Annotated in this window: 14 protein-coding genes and 1 riboswitch; of the genes, 6 read left to right on the top strand and 8 right to left on the bottom strand. The window is 70.5% G+C overall.

Annotated features, from left to right (window positions below; all coding sequences use genetic code 11):
- Window positions 1-188 precede the first annotated feature (188 nt).
- The 7 genes from ACYVHU_RS08355 to glgP form a co-directional block, all read right to left on the bottom strand.
- Window positions 189-2,042: a serine/threonine-protein kinase gene (locus ACYVHU_RS08355; protein WP_235001054.1), complete on the bottom strand. Its 1,854-nt coding sequence runs from the start codon at window positions 2,040-2,042 to the stop codon at window positions 189-191.
- A 358-nt stretch (window positions 2,043-2,400) separates the two neighbouring features.
- Window positions 2,401-2,970: a YbaK/EbsC family protein gene (locus ACYVHU_RS08350; protein WP_078762708.1), complete on the bottom strand. Its 570-nt coding sequence runs from the start codon at window positions 2,968-2,970 to the stop codon at window positions 2,401-2,403.
- A 2-nt stretch (window positions 2,971-2,972) separates the two neighbouring features.
- Entirely contained in the window at window positions 2,973-3,761 is a 789-nt protein-coding gene (locus ACYVHU_RS08345; protein ID WP_078762836.1) for an enoyl-CoA hydratase/isomerase family protein, read from the bottom strand.
- A 329-nt stretch (window positions 3,762-4,090) separates the two neighbouring features.
- Window positions 4,091-4,870 carry an energy-coupling factor transporter transmembrane component T family protein gene (locus tag ACYVHU_RS08340; RefSeq protein WP_078762707.1) on the bottom strand — a complete coding sequence of 260 codons (780 nt, stop codon included), beginning with the start codon at window positions 4,868-4,870 and terminating at the stop codon, window positions 4,091-4,093.
- Window positions 4,867-6,402 carry an ABC transporter ATP-binding protein gene (locus tag ACYVHU_RS08335; protein WP_432938819.1) on the bottom strand — a complete coding sequence of 512 codons (1,536 nt, stop codon included), beginning with the start codon at window positions 6,400-6,402 and terminating at the stop codon, window positions 4,867-4,869. Before ACYVHU_RS08335 ends, ACYVHU_RS08340 begins: the two co-directional genes overlap by 4 nt.
- Window positions 6,403-6,406: 4 nt before the next feature.
- Window positions 6,407-7,012, bottom strand: coding sequence for an ECF transporter S component (locus ACYVHU_RS08330; protein ID WP_078762705.1), 606 nt, complete (start codon window positions 7,010-7,012; stop codon window positions 6,407-6,409).
- Between the two features lie 109 nt (window positions 7,013-7,121).
- A riboswitch (TPP riboswitch) is annotated at window positions 7,122-7,228 on the bottom strand.
- A 106-nt stretch (window positions 7,229-7,334) separates the two neighbouring features.
- On the bottom strand, window positions 7,335-9,959 hold the full coding sequence (gene glgP, locus ACYVHU_RS08325; RefSeq protein ID WP_078762704.1) for an alpha-glucan family phosphorylase: 2,625 nt from the start codon (window positions 9,957-9,959) through the stop codon (window positions 7,335-7,337).
- Between the two features lie 516 nt (window positions 9,960-10,475).
- Between glgP and ACYVHU_RS08320 the strand changes: the two genes are divergently transcribed.
- The 6 genes from ACYVHU_RS08320 to ACYVHU_RS08295 all read left to right on the top strand — a co-directional run bounded on the left by ACYVHU_RS08320 (window position 10,476) and on the right by ACYVHU_RS08295 (window position 19,633).
- On the top strand, window positions 10,476-12,497 hold the full coding sequence (locus ACYVHU_RS08320; RefSeq protein ID WP_078762703.1) for an alpha-1,4-glucan--maltose-1-phosphate maltosyltransferase: 2,022 nt from the start codon (window positions 10,476-10,478) through the stop codon (window positions 12,495-12,497).
- Between the two features lie 97 nt (window positions 12,498-12,594).
- Window positions 12,595-14,433, top strand: coding sequence for a maltose alpha-D-glucosyltransferase (gene treS / locus ACYVHU_RS08315; RefSeq protein WP_078762835.1), 1,839 nt, complete (start codon window positions 12,595-12,597; stop codon window positions 14,431-14,433).
- A 24-nt stretch (window positions 14,434-14,457) separates the two neighbouring features.
- Complete coding sequence (locus tag ACYVHU_RS08310) at window positions 14,458-15,855, top strand: maltokinase N-terminal cap-like domain-containing protein (RefSeq protein ID WP_078762702.1); 1,398 nt, start codon at window positions 14,458-14,460, stop codon at window positions 15,853-15,855.
- Window positions 15,856-15,925: 70 nt separating this feature from the next.
- The gene (glgB, locus tag ACYVHU_RS08305) at window positions 15,926-18,109 is read left to right on the top strand and encodes a 1,4-alpha-glucan branching protein GlgB (RefSeq protein ID WP_078762701.1); all 2,184 of its coding nucleotides are present in this window, start codon (window positions 15,926-15,928) and stop codon (window positions 18,107-18,109) included.
- 391 nt (window positions 18,110-18,500) lie between these two features.
- A complete protein-coding gene (locus tag ACYVHU_RS08300) occupies window positions 18,501-19,355 on the top strand; it encodes a helix-turn-helix domain-containing protein (RefSeq protein ID WP_144390177.1) in 855 nt (284 codons plus the stop codon).
- A gap of 14 nt (window positions 19,356-19,369) precedes the next feature.
- Window positions 19,370-19,633 (top strand): DUF397 domain-containing protein, encoded by a 264-nt coding sequence (locus tag ACYVHU_RS08295; RefSeq protein WP_078762699.1) that lies wholly within the window; start codon window positions 19,370-19,372, stop codon window positions 19,631-19,633.
- Between the two features lie 55 nt (window positions 19,634-19,688).
- On the opposite strand, the gene ACYVHU_RS08290 is transcribed toward ACYVHU_RS08295, so the two are convergent.
- Window positions 19,689-20,381: a hypothetical protein gene (locus ACYVHU_RS08290; protein ID WP_078762698.1), complete on the bottom strand. Its 693-nt coding sequence runs from the start codon at window positions 20,379-20,381 to the stop codon at window positions 19,689-19,691.
- Window positions 20,382-20,471: the final 90 nt, after the last annotated feature.

Raw genomic sequence — 20,471 nt, 5'->3', positions numbered from 1 at the left:
ACGGCGCGGACGCGGTCGCGTCCGTGGTCAATCAAGGGTGCCAAATGCGCGAACGTCATCCGGCAGCGGGGCGACGTTCCGGTCCCGCCGTCCCGCGTGATCCGCTGGTCTTGCTTCTCCCCCGATGTTACTGACTAGTAGCACGGGGGCAACCGCCGCCCCCGGCCACCGAGCGGAGGCGGGGGACCTCACCTGAACCAGGCCGAGGGTCCCTGGATCGGATCCCAGGCAGGAGCCGTCTGCACCCCGAACACCAGCAGGAACAGGGCGAGCAGACAGACAGCGACGATCGTGCCCCAGTAGACGTAGGGGTTGCGGATACCGGTGTTCTCGATGAGCCACACGGCCTGCCTGCGGCCGCCACGGCCGTTCGGCCCCAGGAACCCGCCCAGCACCGCCACCGCGACCGCGTAGGCGCCGACGTTGTTGGCCGACCCCTCGCCTGTGATGAACCCGATGATCAGGCCGACCACGATCCCCGCCAGCAGGTAGCCCACGCCGTAGAGCAACGTGGTTCCCGCGTTGCGCAGCAGCGCCCACGGCATGCTCAACGCGACCAGCATCCGGTCGGAGCTCTTGGGTCCACGTGTCTGCAACCGGCGCGCGTGCTCGATCTTGACCATGTCCAGCGCGCCCAGCAGCGACGCCGCGAGCACCCCCAGGACGAGCCCGATCGTCGGCACGAGCAGACACAGCCCCACCGCCACCAGCATCAGCGGCACCAGGATCAGTGAGGGGAGCCTGCGCGGTTCGGCGTCGTCGTAGTCGTCCTCGTCGTCGGAGTGGATGTAGTCGCTGAGGCGGTCCTCGTTGCGCCCTCCGAACAGGCCGCGCCGGCGGGGACGCTCCTCAAGGTCCTCCGCGGAGAACGTCCGGGTGTGCCCCGCCTCACTCCGGTCGTCGCCGACCGGAGTGAGGATGTCGCGGAACTCCTCGGGACGCAGCGTGGAGTTGAAGAAGTGGGTGCGGGGCGCCGAGGGGTCGTCGGGCTCGTCGGCGGCCGGCACCGCCATGGTGCGGTCGGCCCCGTTGCCGGCGACCACCGTGCGGTCCGCCTGCGGGAGGGGATCAGTGCCCGAGGGTTCGGAACGGTACAGCGACGTGCTCTGCGCGTCCTCGACCCGCGTCTCGCCCCCCGCTGCGGGCAGCGGCGCGTGCACGGTGTGGCTGCCGGTCAATCCGGAGGAGGGGTGCTCTCCCGGGCCCTCGGACCAGGGAAGGTCCAGGTTGAGCCGGCTGGTCTCCTGGACGAGCTGGAGGGCGGTGGGCCGGGCGCGCATGTCGCGCGAGACCGCCGCGCGCACCAGCGGCTGGAGCGCCTCGGGCATCCCCTCCAGGCTGATCTCACCATTGAGGATGCGGAAGAAGATGACCTCGAAGGCCCCCGCGCCGTAAGGGGGGTTGCCGGTGGACGCGAAGGCGACCGTGGCGCCCCAGGCGTGGATGTCGGTGGCGGGGCTGAGATCGGTGCCCTCGATCACCTCGGGCGACAGGTAGCTCGGCGTGCCGACGAAGGTGCCGGTCTGGGTCAGCTTGGCGCCGTCCACCGCGTGGGCGATACCGAAGTCGATGACGATCGGCTCGCCGTTGGAGATGATGACGTTGCCGGGCTTGAGGTCACGGTGGATGACCTCGGCGGCGTGGATGTCGGCGATCGCCCTGGCCAGGCCCGACACCAACCGGGTCAGCGCCCGGCCGCGCAACGGCCCGTGATCGGTGACCGTGGCGTCGAGCGTGGGGCCCGGAATGTACTCGGTGACCACCCAGGGCAGCGGCGCGCTGGTGTCGGCGTCGATGACCTCGGCGACGTTGCGGCTGTGCACCCTGCGCATGGTCTCGACCTCACGGGCGAGCCGGGCGCGGGCGATGTCGTCACCGGCGACCTCCGACCGCAGGACCTTGATCGCGACCAGCCGGTCCTGGGGGTCTACGGCCTGGTAGACGACCCCCATTCCGCCCTGTCCGATACGCCGGCGGATCCGGTAGGGGCCGATGCGTTCCGGCAGCCCCTCGCTTTCGGGGAAACCTGCCGACATTGCCATAGCGAACTCATCCCCTCAAACCCCGCTGCCACCGCTTCCAGCCTATAGGCCGGGGGTGCCGTCGGGACCTGCGACGGGGGGCGGGCGTCGTTCCCCGCCGCCGACCGTGCGCGAAAACTGGAACCCTGCTCTCCTCGTGCGCGGCACGCGACCGCGCGACCACACGAGTATGACGGAAAAACAGAGGACCCGGTTCCGTCGCGTCGCCGCCCCGCGGCCGGGATCGCGGACCGCCGCGCCGCCCGCCGCTGGCCGGGAGGGGATGCCTCGCGCCGGCGCCGGGCGGCAGAGTCCGGGAAGAACCAGGGAAACCCGGGGAGCGCTTCGGGGAAGCGGCCCCCGGGGTGCGGCAGCGCGGTCAGCCGACCGGCCGTCCCAGTCCTTCGACCACCTCGGCGTTGGGCAACCCCGCCAGTGCCGCGCCCGCAACGACGAGCTTGGACCTGCGCAGGCCGCTGCCGATGACCACCCATGGCGCGGCCGTGACCGCGGGATCGACCAGGATCGGCCAGTCGTCGGGCAGCCCCAGCGGCGTGATCCCGCCGTATTCCATTCCGGTCGCGCTGACCGCGTCGGCCTGGTCGGCGAAACGCGCCTTGCGCGCCCCCAGATGGCGACGGACGACCCCGTTGACGTCCACGCGGGTCGTGGCCAATACGACGCAGGCTGCGAAACGGGTTTCGCCACCCCGCTTGGCCGCGATGACCACGCAGTTGGCCGAGGCGTCCAGTCCGATGTCATAGGCGGCGCAGAAGGCCGCCGTGTCGGCCAGCTCCGGATCGATCTGGGCGACGAGCGGCCCCTCGGCCGCCCCTTCGTGCTTCCCGTCGGCGACGGCCCGGGCCACCGGCTCGGCGAGCAGGTCGGGCCGCTCCCCCGCCGGCTGGGTCTCCAGGCCGCCGAAGACCCCGGTGTTCGTGTCGGTCATGCTCACCTTCCCGTGAACCGCGCCTTGCCCGGCCCCTGCTCGACGAAACTGCGCATCCCCGTCTTCTGGTCCTCGGTGGCGAACAGCGCGGAGAACTGGAGGCGCTCGATCTCCAGGCCGGTGTCCAGGTCGACCTCCAGACCGTTGTCGATGGCCTGTTTGGCGGCCCGCAACGCGACGGCCGGACCGTCGGCGTAGCGCGCGGCCATCGCGACCGCGGTCGGATAGACCTCCTGGGCCGGGACCACCCTATCGACCAGGCCCATCTCCAGCGCCTCACGGGCCTCGACGTGGCGGCCCGTGTAGATGAGGTCCTTGGCCCTGGCCGGGCCGACCAGGCGCGGCAGTCGCTGGGTTCCCCCCGCGCCGGGGATGATGCCGAGCTGGATCTCGGGCTGGCCGAGCTTGGCGTCCTCCGCGGCGACCCTGAAGTCCGCGCACAGCGCGAGCTCGCAGCCGCCTCCGAGCGCGTAGCCGGTGATCGCGGCGACGACCGGTTTGGGGATGCGCGCCACCGCGGTGAAGGACTCCTGCAGACGCGCGGAGTGGGCGGCCATTCGCGCGTAGGACATGTCCGCCATCTCCTTGATGTCGGCGCCCGCGGCGAACACCCGTTCGCCGCCGTAGACCACCACGCCCCGCACCGTGTCGTCGGCGCCCACCTCGGCCGCCGCCTCGGCGATCTCCGCCTGGACCTGGGCGTTGAGCGCGTTCATCTTGGGCCGGTCCAGCCGGATGACGGCGACGGCGGGTTGGTCCGGCACCGCCTCGACGCGAACGAACTCGCCCACGGGCACCACCTTCTTCTCCGTACGGATCGTTTCCAGTGCACTGCCTATCACCCGGCGACGCGCCGCTGCCAGGCGGCACCCGTGAGAGGCCGGCCGTCCCTTCCTCCGACACCGGATCCTCGACCGCCGTCGACCGGTCCGGTGGCCGGCGGCGGGAGGCCCGGTGGAACGGCACGGCCCCGGCAGGCGCCGCCCTCCCGTCCGCCGCTGTGTCACCCATGTCTCGCTCCCCCGCGACGGGCGGTCGTTCAGGGGACAGGCGCGGCGGCGAGCGGGAGCGCGGGAGACCCTCGGGATCCGCGCCCCGCGCCGGGTGGGCCCCTTCGGGCTCACCCGAACAGCGGCGTCCAGGTGCCCACGGCCAGGGAGGTCCCGTGCGCCGCGGCGACCACCAGGACCGCCCCCGCGACCACGGCCGTGTCGCCGTTGCCCCACGGGCTGTTCCTGGCCTGGGTGCGCGGGCCCGTGCCGAACGCCCGGGCCTCCATCGCGGTCGCCAGCAGGGTGCCGGTCCGGATGGAGCGCACGAGCAACGCGAACACCTTGCCGGCGAAGATCGCGGCGGCCGTCACCGGGTTCCCCCCGGCGTCCAGGCCGCGCGCCCGACGGGCCAGGGTGAGCGTGCGCCACTGGCCGGCCAGCAACGGGACCAGCCGCAACGCGGCCAGGGCCCCCAGCGCCGGCCGTTCGGGCACCCGCAACCGCTGGACGAGGGCGTCGGCGAGGTCGGTGGGGTCGGTGGTGACCCCGGCGAGGACCCCCGGCAACGCGATGGCCATGACCCGGATGGCGGCCCCGAGCGCGCCCAGCGCCCCCTCCTCCCCGAACAGGAGGTTGACCACCCCGGAGGACAGGCCCATCACCAGGAACGGGACGCCCACGAGCAGCAGCGTGCGCCGCCCGACCCCGCTGAACGGGACCAGCGCCAGGCCGGCCGCGAGCGCCACGCCGCCGGTGACCGGGTCGACGACGACGAGCAGGCCGAAGGCCATGATCAGCGCGGCCAGCAGCTTGGCCGCCGGGTTGACGCGGCGCAGCCACGTGCGCGCCCCGCCCACCGACGGCTCCCTTTCCGCGACGATGTCGTCCCGCGGCGCCACGGTGCTCATCGGGCCTCCTCCCGCGCGTGGGGGGCGGCGCGGTGGACCCGTCCCCCGCCCACCCGCAGCTCGACGTCGGCGAGGGTGCGCAGCAGCAGTTCGTCGTGGGTGGCCATGACGATCGCCCGCCCCTGGGCGCGCAGATCCGCCAGCAGCTCCACCAGCTCCCGCCACGTCCGGGTGTCCTGCCCGAAGGTCGGCTCGTCCAGGACGAGCACATCGGGGGCGTGGGCGGGACCGGAGCTGAGCGCGGTCGCCACCGACAACCGGCGCTTCTCCCCTCCGGACAGCGTGAACGGGTGTTCGTCGGCCAGCGGGGCCAGCCGCAGCCGTTCCATCAGCTCCGTCACCCACACGTCGGCCTCGGCCCGCCGCATCCCGGCGCGCAGCGGCGCGAAGCGCAGTTCGTCGCGGACGGTGGTGGTGACGAACTGGTCCTCGGCGTGCTGGAACACGGTGCCGATCCTGCGGGCGAGGCGGCGGGCCGGCCAACGGTGCAGGGGCCGGGTGTCCTCCGCCGCCAGTGGACCGCGCGGGCGCACCTCGCCGGAGTGGGGCGCGGCCAGCCCGGCCAGGGCCGCCAGCAGCGTGGACTTGCCGGCCCCGTTGGGTCCGGTCAGCGCTGTCGCGCCGGCCGAGCGCACGGTCTCGTTCACCGACTCCAGCACCGTCCGCGGGCCGGCGCCGCCCAGGCCCGGTTCGGGGGGCGTGCGCAGGACGCACGCCACGGCCTCCAGGAGCGTCTCTCCCGCCGGGGCCGCAGGAAGGGCGACCCGGGGTTCGTGGCCGGGCACCCACACGCCTCGGGCGGCCAGGTCCGCGCCGTGCCGGGTGAAGACCTCGTGGGGTGGTCCGTCCGCGACGACGCCGCCGCCCGGTTCGACCACGACCACCCGGTCCACCAGGTCGGTCACCTCCGCCACCCGGTGTTCGACCAGCACCAGGGTGGCTCCGCGCGTCTCGGCCAGGCGGGCCACGAGCCCGCGCACCACCCGCGCGCCCTCGGGGTCGAGGTTGGCGGTGGGCTCGTCCAGCAGGAGCAGCCGCGGACGCATGGCCAACGCGCCGGCGACGACGAGCCGCTGCTTCTCGCCTCCCGACAGCGCGGCGGTGGAACGCTGCGGGCCGTAGGGGAAACCGACCTCGCGCAGCGCCGTGTCCACCCGGCGCCAGATCTCCTCGCGCGCCACTCCGAGGTTCTCCGGCCCAAAAGCGACGTCGTCGCCGGCCCGGGCCATGACGAGCTGCGTCTCGGGGTCCTGGGCGACCAGGCCGGTCCCGCCCCTGCGGGCGGCGGCCGGCTCGCCGTCGACCAGCAGGCTCCCCTCCTGCTCGCCGTCGATCGCCCGCTCGGGGCCGGTGAGCCCGGCCATGGCGTGCAGCAGGGTGCTCTTGCCCGCCCCCGACGCGCCCAGGAGCAGGACGCGCTCCCCCGGTTCGATGGTCAGGTCCACACCGCGCAGCGCCCATTCCCGCCGGCCGGAGTGGCGCCAGCCCCATCCGGCGAGCTCGACGCGGGCCCCCTGGCTCGGATCCGGCATGCCCTCAGCCCCGCGCCGACGGGAACGGCGCCAGCGCGCCGGCCCGGGCCAGCGCCGTGGTCAACAGCCGCGCGCCGACCCCGGCGATGAGGGCCGCGCTGATCAGGACGAGACCGCCGTAGGCGAGCTGGTACTCCAACGGCCAGGTCGGGTAGTAGCGGACGTTGTCGAGGACCGCGGGGGACAGTCCGGCCGCCATCGCGGCGAGGACGCTGACGCCGACGTTCCACCGCCGGTACAGGAAGGCCGCGAAGACCAGCTCGGGCAGCAGCCCCTGGAGGGCTCCCTCAAGGACGACGGTCAGGCCCCACGTGGTGCCCAGGAACGCCGAGACGGACGCCGCCGTGATGGAGGTGAGCAGCGCCGCTCCCGGCTTGCGGATGATCAGCGCGCCGAGCACGCCCGGCAGCATCCACACCCCGTAGAGGACGGCCTGCGCCGGTGGGAAGAAGACGAACAGGACCTCGGTGGCCTGCCAGACCAGGCCCCACAGCCAGAAGACGACGCCGACCGCGACGCCGACGACGGCGGCGACCACGATGTCGACGGTGCGCCATCGGCGTCGGATGGGCGGTCCGGGGTCCTTGTGGGCGGGGGTTGAGGGTTTCACGGGTGTCCCTTCGCGTGGAGAAGAGCGAGAGGGCCCAGGCCAAGAGCGCCGCCGGCCACCCGTGCGGCGCAGGTCCTACGCGGACCGGCGCGTGGGGTGTGACGGCCGGTCGGCGGTTCCCACGACTTCCTTCGCTGGCATGACCCAGATCAGGTGTGTAAGGGTCTGCGGGCTGCCCCGCACTCTCAGCGCCGAAGCGCTCCCCTGTCGGTTTCTCCCATTATGGGCGCCATTCGCCCTGCCCCGTCAAGGACGGCCCGAACCGATGCCCGCGGACGAGACCGCCCCGGCCCCGGCTACCGCGGGACCGGGGCGGTCGGCGTCAACGCAACGGCATCCCCGCGACCATGCCCTCGGGTGGTTCGGGCACGACGATCAGGCCCAGCTCGGCCGGATGCGCGAGCAACGGGTGGTCGGGCAGCACCCGCACGGTGTAGCCGCAGGCCCCGGGACGGTCCAGGGGGATCGAGCCGGAGTAGCGCACGAGCGGGCTGTCGGCCGGTTTCCCCTCGGCGGCGGAAAGCCGGGCGAACGACGGCTCGACCAGCTCTCCCGCGCCGTCCAGCCGCCCCAGCGCGACCTCGACGCGCACGTCGGCGGGCTCCAGGTCGCCGAGCACGACCGTGGCCCGGACCTTCAGCTCGCCTCCCACCTGGGGCGGGTCCTCGACCCCGGCCACCTCGACGTGCTCGATGTGCACCCCCGGCCAGGAACGGACCACCCGCTGTTTCCACTCGGCGAGGTCGCGCACCCCGGCCAGTCCGTCGGCGGCCACCCGCCGGGAGGACTCGGCGGCGGGACGGTACAGCCGCTCCACGTAGTCGCACACCATCCGGGTGGCCAGCACCTTGGGACCCAGGGACACCAGGGTGTGCTTGACCATCTCGATCCAGCGCTTGGGCAGGTCGTCCTCATCGTGGTCGTAGAACAACGGGGCGACCTGCTCCTCGAACAGGTCGTACAGCGCGGCGGCCTCGATCGCGTCCCGGCGGTCGGGCTCGGCGACGCCGTCGGCGGTGGGGATCGCCCAGCCGTTGGAGCCGTCGAACCACTCGTCCCACCAGCCGTCGCGGATGGACAGGTTGAGACCGCCGTTGAGCGCGACCTTCATGCCCGATGTGCCGCACGCCTCCAACGGGCGCAGGGGGTTGTTCAGCCACACGTCGCTGCCCTGGACGAGCGAGCGGGCCAGCGCCATGTCGTAGTCGGGCAGGAAGACGATGCGGTGGCGCACCTCGGGATCGTCGGCGAAGCGCACGATCTCCTGGATCAGCCGCTTGCCGCCGTCATCGGCGGGATGGGCCTTGCCCGCGATGACGATCTGGAGCGGGCGCTGTGGGTGCAGCAGCAGCGACTTCAACCGGTCGCGGTCGCGCAGCATGAGCGTGAGCCTCTTGTAGGAGGGCACCCGCCGGGCGAAGCCGATCGTCAGGATGTTCGGGTCGAGGACGTCGTCGATCCAGCCGAGCTCGGCCTCGCTCGCGCCGCGCTGGCGCCAGGAGCGGCGCAGCCGCCGGCGCGCGTCGACGACGAGGCGCTCGCGCAGGGTGCGGCGCATCTCCCACAGCTCGCGCTCGGAGGCGCCGACGACCTTGCGCCACCCCTCCACCCGGGTGAACTCGTCGGAGTCGTCGACGATCCGCGCGGCGAGCTCCTGCGCCTCCTCGGCGACCCAGGTGCGGGCGTGCACGCCGTTGGTGATGGAGGTGATGGGGACCTCGGCGGTGTCGAACCCCGGCCACAGGCCCTGGAACATCCGCCTGCTGACCTCGCCGTGCAGCAGGCTGACCCCGTTGACGCGCTGGGCCAGCCGCATCCCCATGACGGCCATGTTGAACACCCCGGGATCGCCGCCCTCGTAGCTCTCGGCGCCCAGGGCCATGATCCGCTCCACCGGCAGCCCGTCGATGGCGTTGTCGCCGCTGAAGTGGCGTTCGACCAGATCACGCGGGAACCGGTCGATGCCGGCGGGAACCGGGGTGTGGGTGGTGAACACGGTTCCGGTGCGGGTGGCCTCAAGGGCCTGCTCGAAGGTGAGTCCGTCGGCCGCCACGTACTCGCGGACGCGCTCCAGTCCGAGGAAACCGGCGTGCCCCTCGTTCATGTGGAAGACCTCGGGGACGGGGTGCCCGGTCAGCTCGCAGTAGGCGCGTACCGCCCGCACCCCGCCGACGCCGAGCAGCAGCTCCTGCCGCAGTCGGTGCTCGGTGCCGCCTCCGTAGAGACGGTCGGTGACGCTGCGCAGCTCGGGATCGTTCATCTCCTGGCAGGCGTCGAGGAGCAGCAGCGGGACACGGCCGACCTTGATCACCCACACGTGCGCGACAAGGGCGCGGCCTCCGGGAAGGCCCACGGAGATGCGCACGGGTTCGCCGTCGGCGCCCTGGAGCTGGGTCATGGGCAGCCCGCGCGGGTCGATCTCGGGGTAGTCCTCCAGCTGCCACCCCTCGGGGGAGAGCTTCTGGGAGAAGTACCCGTGCCGGTAGAGCAGTCCCACGCCGATGACCGGGACGCCCAGGTCGCTGGCGCTCTTGAGGTGGTCGCCGGCGAGGATGCCCAGGCCACCGGAGTACTGGGGCAGGGCCGCGGTCAGCCCGTACTCGGCGGAGAAGTAGGCGATGGCCGAGGGCGGGGGCGCGCCGTCCCCCGTCTCGTTCTGGTACCAGCGCGGTTCGGTGAGGTAGGCGTCGAGGTCGGCGGCGACCTCGTCCAGCCGGGCGCGGAAGCCGTCATCGGCGGCGAGTTCGGTGAGCCGTTCGCTGGTGACCTCGCCCAGCAGCCGGAGGGGGTCGTGTTCGACGGCCTCCCACACCTCTGGGTCGATCGCGGCGAACACCTCGCGGGTGGGTGCGTGCCACGCCCAGCGGAGGTTGGCCGCGAGCCTGCCCAACTGGGACAGCTCCTCGGGTAGGACGGTACGGACGGTGAACCTGCGGATCGCCTTCACGGAGCGTGAGGCTAGCCAATGTGGGGGCGGTATGCGAGCCCAACGAGCAAGCCGGCGCAAAGTGTCGGAAATAGGGGTTTTCGGAGGGACGTACCGAAACGCGAGGAGTGCCGGAATGGCAAACTCGCGTATTCCCCTGAGACGCCCGAAACGATCTTTTTACTTTTCCGTCACGTACAATCCGGCGCGCCTCTCCCCCGTTAACCATCCGGTAACGACCGGTACGGGAGTTGCCCACGTTCCCGGCGACCGATTCGCCCTTGACATCACGCCTGGTCAAAAAATGGCAAGGTTGACTCACGTGACCAACGCTGTGAGTACTATCACAAAAATAGAACGACCCGGACTGTCGGAGAGTGCCTAAACGGCGCCGACGATAGAGATTGAGGCGCACTGGACAGCCCGGTCCGCACACCCCTGCGGCGGGCTTTTCGGGCGCATCAACAGACCGAATCGGCTTCTCCAAAGCGCACATCACCAGATCCGCCCATATTTCTCGACATCTACGGTGCACCTGTGATCGGACGATTCCCCATTCTCGACATCGCCCCGGTGGTCGACCTCGGCCCGGCCAAGGCCGTGGCCGGAGAGACCTTTCCGGTGAGCGCGACCGTCTTCCGTGAAGGACACGACTCACTCAGCGCCGGCGTGGTCCTGTGGGACCCCCAGGGTCGCCGGCGCCCCCTCGTGCCGATGCGCGAGCTCGCGCCCGGCACCGACCGCTACGGCGCCGAGGTGACCGTCTCCTCCGAGGGACGCTGGACGTTCGGGATCGAGGCGTGGAGCGATCCGTTCGCGACCTGGCGGCACAACGCCGAGATCAAGATCCCGCTCGGCCAGGACGTCGACCTCATGCTGGAGGAGGGCGCCCGCCTGTTCGAGCGCGCGGCCAAGCGCGTGCCCAAACGCCCGGCGCTGGCCAGGCTCGCCTCCGTGCTGCGCGACCCCACCCTGCCGGCCGTGGACCGCCTCGCGGCCGCCACCGCTGCCGAGGTGCTGGACGAGATGGCCGCCAACCCGCTCCGGGAGCTCGTCACGCGCTCCCGGCGCCATCCGATCGTCGTCCACCGCCGTCGGGCGCTGGTCGGCTCCTGGTACGAGTTCTTCCCCCGCTCCGAGGGGGCGACGGTCCTCGACGGCGAGGAGGGCGAGCAGCGTTCCGGCACGTTCGCGACCGCGGCCAAACGGCTGCCCGCGATCGCCGAGATGGGCTTCGACGTCGTCTACCTGCCCCCCATCCACCCCGTCGGCCACTCCTTCCGCAAGGGCCGCAACAACTCGCTGGTCGCCCAGCCCGGCGACCCCGGATCGGTCTGGGCCATCGGTTCGCACGAGGGAGGCCACGACGCCGTCCACCCCGACCTGGGCACGATCGAGGACTTCGACGCCTTCGTCGCCGAGGCCCGCGAACACGGCCTGGAGATCGCCCTGGACCTGGCCCTCCAGGCGTCGCCGGACCACCCCTGGGTCACCGAACACCCCGAGTGGTTCACGGTGCGCGCCGACGGGTCCATCGCCTACGCCGAGAACCCGCCGAAGAAGTACCAGGACATCTATCCGCTGAACTTCGACAGGGACCCCGAGGGGATCTTCCAGGAGGTCCGCCGGATCGTGCGGCACTGGATGGCGCACGGCGTGCGGATCTTCCGGGTCGACAACCCCCACACCAAACCGGTGGCCTTCTGGGAGCGGCTGCTCGCCGACATCGCCGAGACCGACCCCGACGTGCTCTTCCTGGCCGAGGCGTTCACCCGTCCGGCGATGATGCACACGCTGGCCAAGGTCGGCTTCCACCAGTCCTACACCTACTTCACCTGGCGCAACACCAAGGAGGAGCTGGAGGACTACCTCGGCGAGCTCAGCGGCGAATCGGCCGCCTACATGCGTCCCAACCTCTTCCCCAACACGCCCGACATCCTGCACGCCTACCTCCAGCACGGTGGGCGTCCGGCGTTCGAGATCCGCGCGATCCTCGCCGCCACGATGTCGCCGACGTGGGGGATCTATTCGGGGTATGAACTGTGTGAGAACAGGGCGGTGCGTCCCGGGAGCGAGGAATACCTCGACTCCGAGAAATACCAGTACAAACCCCGGGATTGGGCCGCCGCCGAGGCGGCCGGAACGACCATAACCCCGTTGATCCGCAGGCTAAACTACCTGCGGCGCAACCACCCGGCATTGCAGGAACTGCGTAACCTGCGGTTCCACCATGTCGACCAGCCGGAGCTGATCTGCTTCTCCAAACGGCTGGCCCGGACCGGCGACCACGGAACCGACGGAATTCCACGCGCGGGCACACCCCATCACGACGCGGACACCATCCTGGTCGTCGCCAATCTCGACCCACACCACACGCGCGAGGCGACGGTGTGGCTCGATATGCCCGCTCTCGGGTTCTCTCCCGGCGACCGGATCACCGTCACGGACCAATTGTCGGGCGAGTCGTATCAATGGGGAGAGGCAAATTACGTCCGCCTCGACCCGCATGTCCAGTCCGCACACATATTCACAGTCACCTCTCACGAAGGTGCTCCCTGACCCGTCAGCGGAGTCCGATCGGGGGAGCGAACTGGAAAGCCAACTGGTGGAGTAGTACATCGTGACCACACCCGAGCCGGTGCCAGGCACCAGCCCCATGCCCCTTGTGGCCGTGCCCGACACGTTCACGCACGAGAAGCCTCGTGACCCCTACTGGTACAAACACGCGGTTTTCTACGAGGTGCTCGCCCGGGGTTTCTACGACTCCAACGGCGATGGCACCGGTGACCTGCGCGGACTCATCGAGAAGCTCGACTATCTCGAGTGGTTGGGGATCGACTGCATCTGGTTGCTCCCCCTGTACGAGTCCCCGCTGCGCGACGGCGGTTACGACATCTCGGACTACATGAAGATCCTCCCGGAGTTCGGGCAGATCGCCGACTTCGTGGAGCTCGTCGAAGAGGCCCACAAGCGCGGTATCCGGGTCATCGCGGACCTGGTCATGAACCACACCAGCGACCAGCACCCGTGGTTCAAGGCCTCCCGCGAGGACCCGGACGGCCCCTACGGCGACTTCTACGTCTGGTCCGACACCACCGAGCGCTACAGCGACGCCCGGATCATCTTCGTCGACACCGAGCAGTCCAACTGGACCTACGACGAGGTGCGCGGCCAGTACTACTGGCACCGGTTCTTCTCCCACCAGCCCGACCTCAACTTCGAGAACCCGGCGGTTCAGGAGGCGATCCTCGAAGTACTGCGGTTCTGGTTGGACCTCGGCATCGACGGCTTCCGGCTGGACGCGGTGCCCTACCTGTACGAACGCGAAGGAACCAACTGCGAGAACCTCAAGGAGACGCACGAGTTCCTCAAGCGGATCCGCGCCGAGGTCGACCGGCTCTACCCCGACCGGGTCCTGCTGAGCGAGGCCAACCAGTGGCCGGCCGACGTGGTCGACTACTTCGGCGACTTCGAGGCCGGTGGCGACGAGTGCCACATGAACTTCCACTTCCCGCTGATGCCGCGGATGTTCATGGCCGTGCGCCGCGAGCAGCGCTACCCGATCTCGGAGATCCTGGCCCAGACCCCGCAGATCCCCCGCAACTGCCAGTGGGCCATCTTCCTGCGCAACCACGACGAGCTGACGCTGGAGATGGTCACCGACGAAGAGCGCGACTACATGTACGCCGAGTACGCCAAGGATCCCCGGATGCGCGCCAACGTGGGCATCCGTCGGCGGCTCGCGCCGTTGCTGGACAACGACCAGAATCAGATCGAGCTGTTCACCGCCCTGCTGCTGTCCCTGCCGGGTTCGCCGGTGCTCTACTACGGCGACGAGATCGGCATGGGCGACAACATCTGGTTGGGCGACCGCGACGCGGTGCGCACCCCGATGCAGTGGACGTCGGACCGCAACGCCGGCTTCTCCCGCTGTGACCCCGGGCGCCTGTACCTGCCGCTGATCATGGACCCGATCTACGGCTACCAGGCGGTCAACGTCGAGGCCCAACGCGACAATCCCAGCTCGCTGCTGAACTGGACCCGCAAGATGATCCAGATCCGCAAGCGCCACCCGGTGTTCGGCACCGGCGACTTCACCGAGTTGCACGCGAGCAACCCCAGCGTGCTGGCGTTCGTGCGCGAGTACGGCGACGACCGGATGCTGTGCGTCAACAACCTCTCGCGGTTCCCGCAGCCGGTCGAGCTCGACCTGCGTCGTTTCGAAGGGGTCACCCCGATCGAGTGCACCGGGGGCGTGCGCTTTCCGGCGATCGGTGAACTGCCCTACCTGCTCACCCTGCCCGGACACGGCTTCTACTGGTTCCAGCTCCCGCCGGAGAGCGAGGACACCACGGTCGCGGCCCCGGCCGCCGAGCCGGTCGCCGTCCAGGCCGCCCGGCCCATGGGCGAGCCGACGTCCCAGTCCAACCGCACGGCCACGGACGCGCAGGCGGACGGTGCCGGCCGTCCCGGCGCGCCGTCGGTACGAGCCTGAGAAGGGGAAACGGACCACTCTGACATGACGCAGCTTGAGGAGCTTCTGGCCACCTGGATTCCACGGCAGCGCTGGTTCGCGGGGAAAGGGCTGCCGATCGACGCTCTCCGGGTCGAATCACAGCACGTCCTCGTCCCCGGGACACCAGGGCTGCGGGTGCTGGTGGTGGAGGTCGGCCAGCACGGCAGGACCGACCGCTACCAGGTGCTCCTCGGGCTACGGCCGGAGGGGAGCATCGGCGCCGACCTCGCACACGCCGCGATCGGCGTGTGCGAGCTGCCGGGCGGCGCCGAGGGCACCGGCGGACCGTGTGTCCAGGCCGTCTACGACGCCACGCACGACCCCGAGATGACGGCGCGGCTGCTGGAACACATCGCCCGGGGCCACGCCGAGGACGGTGTGCGGTTCCGGCGGATGCCCGACACCGAGATCCACACCGGTCTGCGCAGCCTGGTGTTGACCGGAGAGCAGTCCAACACCTCGCTGGTCTACGGCGAGGAGTACGTGTTGAAGATGTTCCGCCGGTTGTGGCCGGGCCACAACCCCGACCTGGAGCTGACCGCCGCGCTGAGCGGGTCCCCGTTCGTGGCCCGCCCCTACGGGTGGATCGAGACCGACCTGCGCGATTCGGCCGCCGACACGCTCGTCCCCACCACCCTGGCCATGCTCCAGCGCTACCTGCGCAGCGCGACCGACGGGTGGGTGCTCGCCGCGACCAGCGTGCGCGACCTCTACGCCTCACCGGGGGTCGCGCCCGAGGACGCGGGCGGGGACTTCTCCGGCGAGGCCGAACGGCTGGGGGCGGCGACCGCCGCCGTCCACCGCGACCTCGCCCGGGCGCTGCCCACCGACGTGCTGACGCCGGAGAGCCAGGGCGAGCTCGCCGAGAGCATGGTGTCCCGCCTGGACGTCGCCGCCTCCCAGATCACGGCGCTGGAGCCCTACGCTCCCGCGTTGCGCGACGCCTTCGACGCCTTCGCCGATCTCGACACGCCGCTGCCGGTGCAGCGCGTCCACGGCGACTACCACCTCGGCCAGGTCGTCCGCACCGACAGCGGCTGGGTGCTGCTGGACTTCGAAGGCGAGCCCGCCGCCCCGATCACCGAGCGGCAGCGGCTGTCCAGCCCGTTGCGCGACGTCGCGGGGATGCTGCGCTCCTTCGACTACGCGGCCCGCCACCAGCTCGTCGGGCACGCGCGGGAGGACGAGCTCGCCGAGCCCGCGCGGGCCTGGGCCCAACGCAACCGCGAGGCGTTCTGCGCCGGTTACGCCTTCGGCGGCGGCATCGACCCGGAGAAGCACCAGGTCGTCCTGCGCGCCTTCGAATACGACAAGGCCGTGTACGAGGTCATGTACGAGGCCCGCCACCGGCCCGCCTGGATGCGCATCCCACTGGACTCGATCGCCGCCCTCGTGGCCTGACCACGCCCGCGGGACCGGACGACCACCACCGACCATCCGCGCCTTCGGCCCACAACCCACCGGGAAACCCATGAGTGACGTCCTCTCCACCGACGAGATCGACCGCCTGGTCGCCGGCCACCATCACGATCCGCACAGCGTTCTCGGCGCCCACCCCGGCCCCGACGGTGTCGTCATCCGCGCCCTGCGCCCCATGGCGCTGTCGGTCCACGCCGTCCTGCCCGACGGCGACCGGATCGAACTGACGCACCTGCACGCGGGGGTGTTCGCCGCGACGCTGCCGGGCGGCGAGGTCGGTGACTACCGGCTGGCCGTGCGCTACGAACCCGAGGGCGAGGAGATCCTCACCGACGACCCCTACCGGCACCTGCCCACGTTGGGCGAGTTCGACCTGCACCTCATCGGCGAGGGACGGCACGAGGAGCTGTGGCGGGTGCTCGGCGCGCACACCCGGCGCTTCCCGTCGGTCCTGGGCGAGGTCACCGGCACCTCGTTCGCGGTCTGGGCGCCCAACGCGCGCGGTGTCCGCGTCATCGGCGACTTCAACCACTGGGACGGCACCGCCCATCCGATGCGCTCGTTGGGCTCCTCCGGGGTGTGGGAGCTGTTCGTCCCGGGCGTCGGCGACGGCGCGCTGTACAAGTACCAGGTGGCCGGCGCCGACGGGGTGTGGCGGGACAAGGCCGACCCCATGGCGTTCGCGGCGCAGGTGCCCCCGCACACCGCGTCGGTGGTCTTCACCTCCGCTCACCAGTGGGGCGACGACGAGTGGCTGGCCCAGCGTAAGACCGAGGAGCTGACCAGGCGTCCCATGAGCGTCTACGAGGTGCACCTCGGTTCGTGGCGGCCGGGGCTGTCCTACACCGAGCTCGCCACCGAGCTGGTCGACTACGTGCGCGAGACCGGCTTCACCCACGTCGAGTTCCTCCCGGTGGCCGAACATCCCTTCGGGGGGTCCTGGGGCTATCAGGTGACCTCCTATTACGCCCCCACCTCGCGGTTCGGTTCCCCCGACGACTTCCGCGGACTGGTCGACGCGCTGCACCGCGCCGGTATCGGGGTGCTGCTCGACTGGGTTCCCGCGCACTTCCCCAAGGACGAGTGGGCGCTGGCCCGGTTCGACGGCACCGCCCTGTACGAGCATCCCGACCCGCGCCGGGGCGAGCACCCCGACTGGGGGACGCTGATCTTCAACTACGGGCGCACCGAGGTCCGCAACTTCCTGGTCGCCAACGCGCTGTTCTGGTTGGAGGAGTTCCACATCGACGGGCTGCGGGTGGACGCCGTCGCCTCGATGCTCTACCTGGACTACTCCCGCGAGTCCGGCGAGTGGGCGCCCAACCAGTACGGGGGCCGGGAGAACCTGGAGGCCATCGACTTCCTCAAGGAGCTCAACGCCACGGCCTACCGCCGCAACCCCGGCATCACCATGATCGCCGAGGAGTCCACGGCCTGGCCCGGGGTGTCCCGCCCCACCGACTCCGGCGGGCTGGGCTTCGGCTTCAAGTGGAACATGGGCTGGATGCACGACACCCTGGAGTACCTGCGCCACGACCCGGTGCACCGCCAGTACCACCACAACGAGATCACCTTCTCGATGATGTACGCGTTCAGCGAGAACTACGTGCTCCCGCTGTCCCACGACGAGGTGGTGCACGGTAAGCAGTCGCTGCTGAACAAGATGCCGGGTGACGACTGGCAGCGTTCGGCGAACCTGCGCGCCCTTTTCGCCTACATGTGGGCCCATCCCGGCAAGCAGTTGCTGTTCATGGGCGGTGAGATCGGCCAGGGGCACGAGTGGTCGCACGAGGCGGGCGTGCAGTGGTGGCTGCTGGACTACCCCCACCACGCCGGCCTGCGCCGACTGGTCACCGACCTCAACCAGGTGTACCGCGCGACGCCGGCGCTGTGGTCGCGCGACTGCGAACCCGGTGGTTTCACCTGGATCGACGGGGGTGACGCGGCGGGCAACACCTTGTCGTTCCTGCGGCACGGGGAGGACGGTTCGGTGCTGGCCTGCCTGGTCAACTTCTCCGGGTCGCCCCACGCGGGGCGGCGCGTCGGCCTGCCGTTCGCGGGCCCCTGGCGCGAGGTCCTCAACACCGATGCCCTGCCCTATGGGGGGAGCGGGGTGGCGCAGCCGGGCGCGCTCGTCCAGGCCACGCCCGATCCGTGGAACGGACAGCCCGCGTCGGCGATCGTCACGTTCCCGCCCTTGGGCACGGTGTGGCTGGTACGTGACGAAGAGGAGTAGCGGCGGCGCGGACCGGTCCTGGCGGGGTGTCCCCGTCGGGGCCGTCCCGTTCGGGGTGGTAGAGACGGTGGGTGATCGCGTCCCCGATGCCCCTCCCGCACCGGGGGCGCGATCCACAAGCCGGCCGCCCGGGCCCAGAGGTCTTCCGGACCCTCCTCAAGACGGAAGAACCTCCCCTCCCACGGGGGATCCGGACGGCCGGCGTCCGTGGTGGGCCGGGGGTGCTGGCCCATACCGGTCTCTCAACCGGTCATTCCACCTTCTTTATGCGGCTTACGCATGATTCAGCCAGAAACACTGCGTATCGGCTAGAACACCGCAATAGTTAGAGTGTGCCCCGGCACGGAACTTCTGACAAGTCTCATATGAGGTTTGTCGTACAGTTTTTCCCGTGAGGATCAGCCCGATGTCGATCTCCAGTCCCACCGTCGCCCTGTGGCAACTCGCCCGGGAGATGAAGGAACTCCGTGCCGCGCACCAGATGAGCATCACCGATGTGTCCCGGATCCTCGAAGTGCGCATTTCCACCGTGAGCCGCTGGGAGGCCGCGGAACGGGTTCCCCGGGAAAAGGAGCTCAAGCAGCTCGCCCGTCACTACGGACTGGGCGAGGAGGAGATCGCCGCGCTGGTCGAACTCCGTCGGCAGGCCGGCCGCCGGGGGTGGTGGCAGTCCTACGACCTCGACCGGCGCTACGGCACCTTCATCGGGTTGGAGGCCGACGCGCGCGAGATCGAGGCCTACTCGAGCACCGTGATCACGGGACTACTCCAGACCGAACGCTACGCCTGGGAGATCATCCGCGGCACCGACGGGACCGAGGAGTCGACGCACGAACAGGTCAAGGTCCGCAGGGAACGACAGGAACGGGCCTTCTCCGAACGAGGGCCGGACCTGTGGATCATCCTCGGCGAGGCGCCCCTCCACCAGCTCGTCGGAGGCCGCGAGGTCATGCGCGAACAGCTCCGCCACCTGCTCGACATCATGGACCACCCGAAATTGACGCTTCAGGTCATTCCCTACAGCGCCGGAGCGCACATCGGACTGGTGATGCCGAGCTTCATGATTCTCAAGCTCGCGGATTACGGCCTGACCACCGTGTACACGGAGGGGCGCGGCAGCAACCTCTTTCTCGACGGCGACGACGACATCGCCGATCACGAGGCCGTCTTCAACAAACTGCGCCTGGCCGGAATGGGCGGCGACATGGTGCGCAAACTTCTGACGGAAGTGATCAGTGAAATATAGGAGAGGTGGGGGGAATGGCCCCTGTGTTTCCGGCGCCCCGCCCGTCCCCCCGGCTCGAACGTCCATCCGCCCCTAGCGCCGGCGCGATCACTCCCCCCACCGTCACCGTCTTCCGCAAGTCCAGTCGCAGCACCAACCAGACGGCCTGCGTCGAGGTCGCCTCCACCGCCCGGGTCCACGGCATCCGCGACTCCAAGAACCCCTGGCAATCGCCGTTGTACTTTGGCACGCCGGAGTGGACGGCCTTTCTCTGCTCGGTCAGGCGTGAGCGTCTCTAGGGCGCGGGGAGGCCGCGCCGTCCGCCGGGTACGCCGCCGGCGTACCCGGCCGGGATCACTTCTTGTACTCGGTGATGTCCATCGACTTGGCGATCTCGAGGTAGACGTCCTCGTAGCGCGCGTCCACGCTCCAGGCGTAGACCGCGACGTCGCTCACCGGCAGGAACCACAGCTTGACCCCGAAGGTGTCACCGTTGTCGCAGGTGACCTCCCAGGTGGAGAAGTTCGATTTCAGGCCGTCGGCGTGGGTGGTGAAGTCGGCCCGGTGCTCGGCGTCCTTGATCCCGACGTCTCCGGCTTCGGCCGTGGCGAGGCTGCGGCAGGCGGAGGGGTCGGCGGCCCAGCCGTCCTTCTTGTTGAAGGCGTCGTTCTTCTTCGGCCAGGAGGCGGGGTCACGCTGGGAGACGTGCGGGATGACCTGGACCGCGCCGTAGCCGCAGGAGTCCTGCTCCGGGGGGCGCATGCACAGTTGGCCGTCGCCCTGGTCGACCTGCCAGCCCCGGGGGGCGTTGATCCGGATTCCCTCGATCTCGACGGGGTCGTATCCCTCGGGGGCGGGCGCCTGGGCCGCGGGGACCGCGCCGGCGTAGGTCTCCTCCGGAGTGGGGCCGCCCTCGGTCGAGGCGAGTGTCGCCCCTTCGTCTCCGCTTCCACAGCCGGTCGCCAGGAGCGCGAGCAGGGCCAGGCTCACCGCCCCGGGCCCCGACGTGGCGGCTGCGAAACGGGATCGTCCGGGCCTGCCAGACATGCGATTCCCTTCTTCCCGAAGCTTGACCTCACCGACGATAGCGGGCGAATCTGGCGTTCCGTGCCACACTCTGCTCAGCGCGAGAGGACA

Source organism: Marinactinospora endophytica (assembly GCF_054780875.1).
Note: the sequence above shows the minus strand (reverse complement) of the source record. Positions and strands in the feature narration are given on the sequence as shown.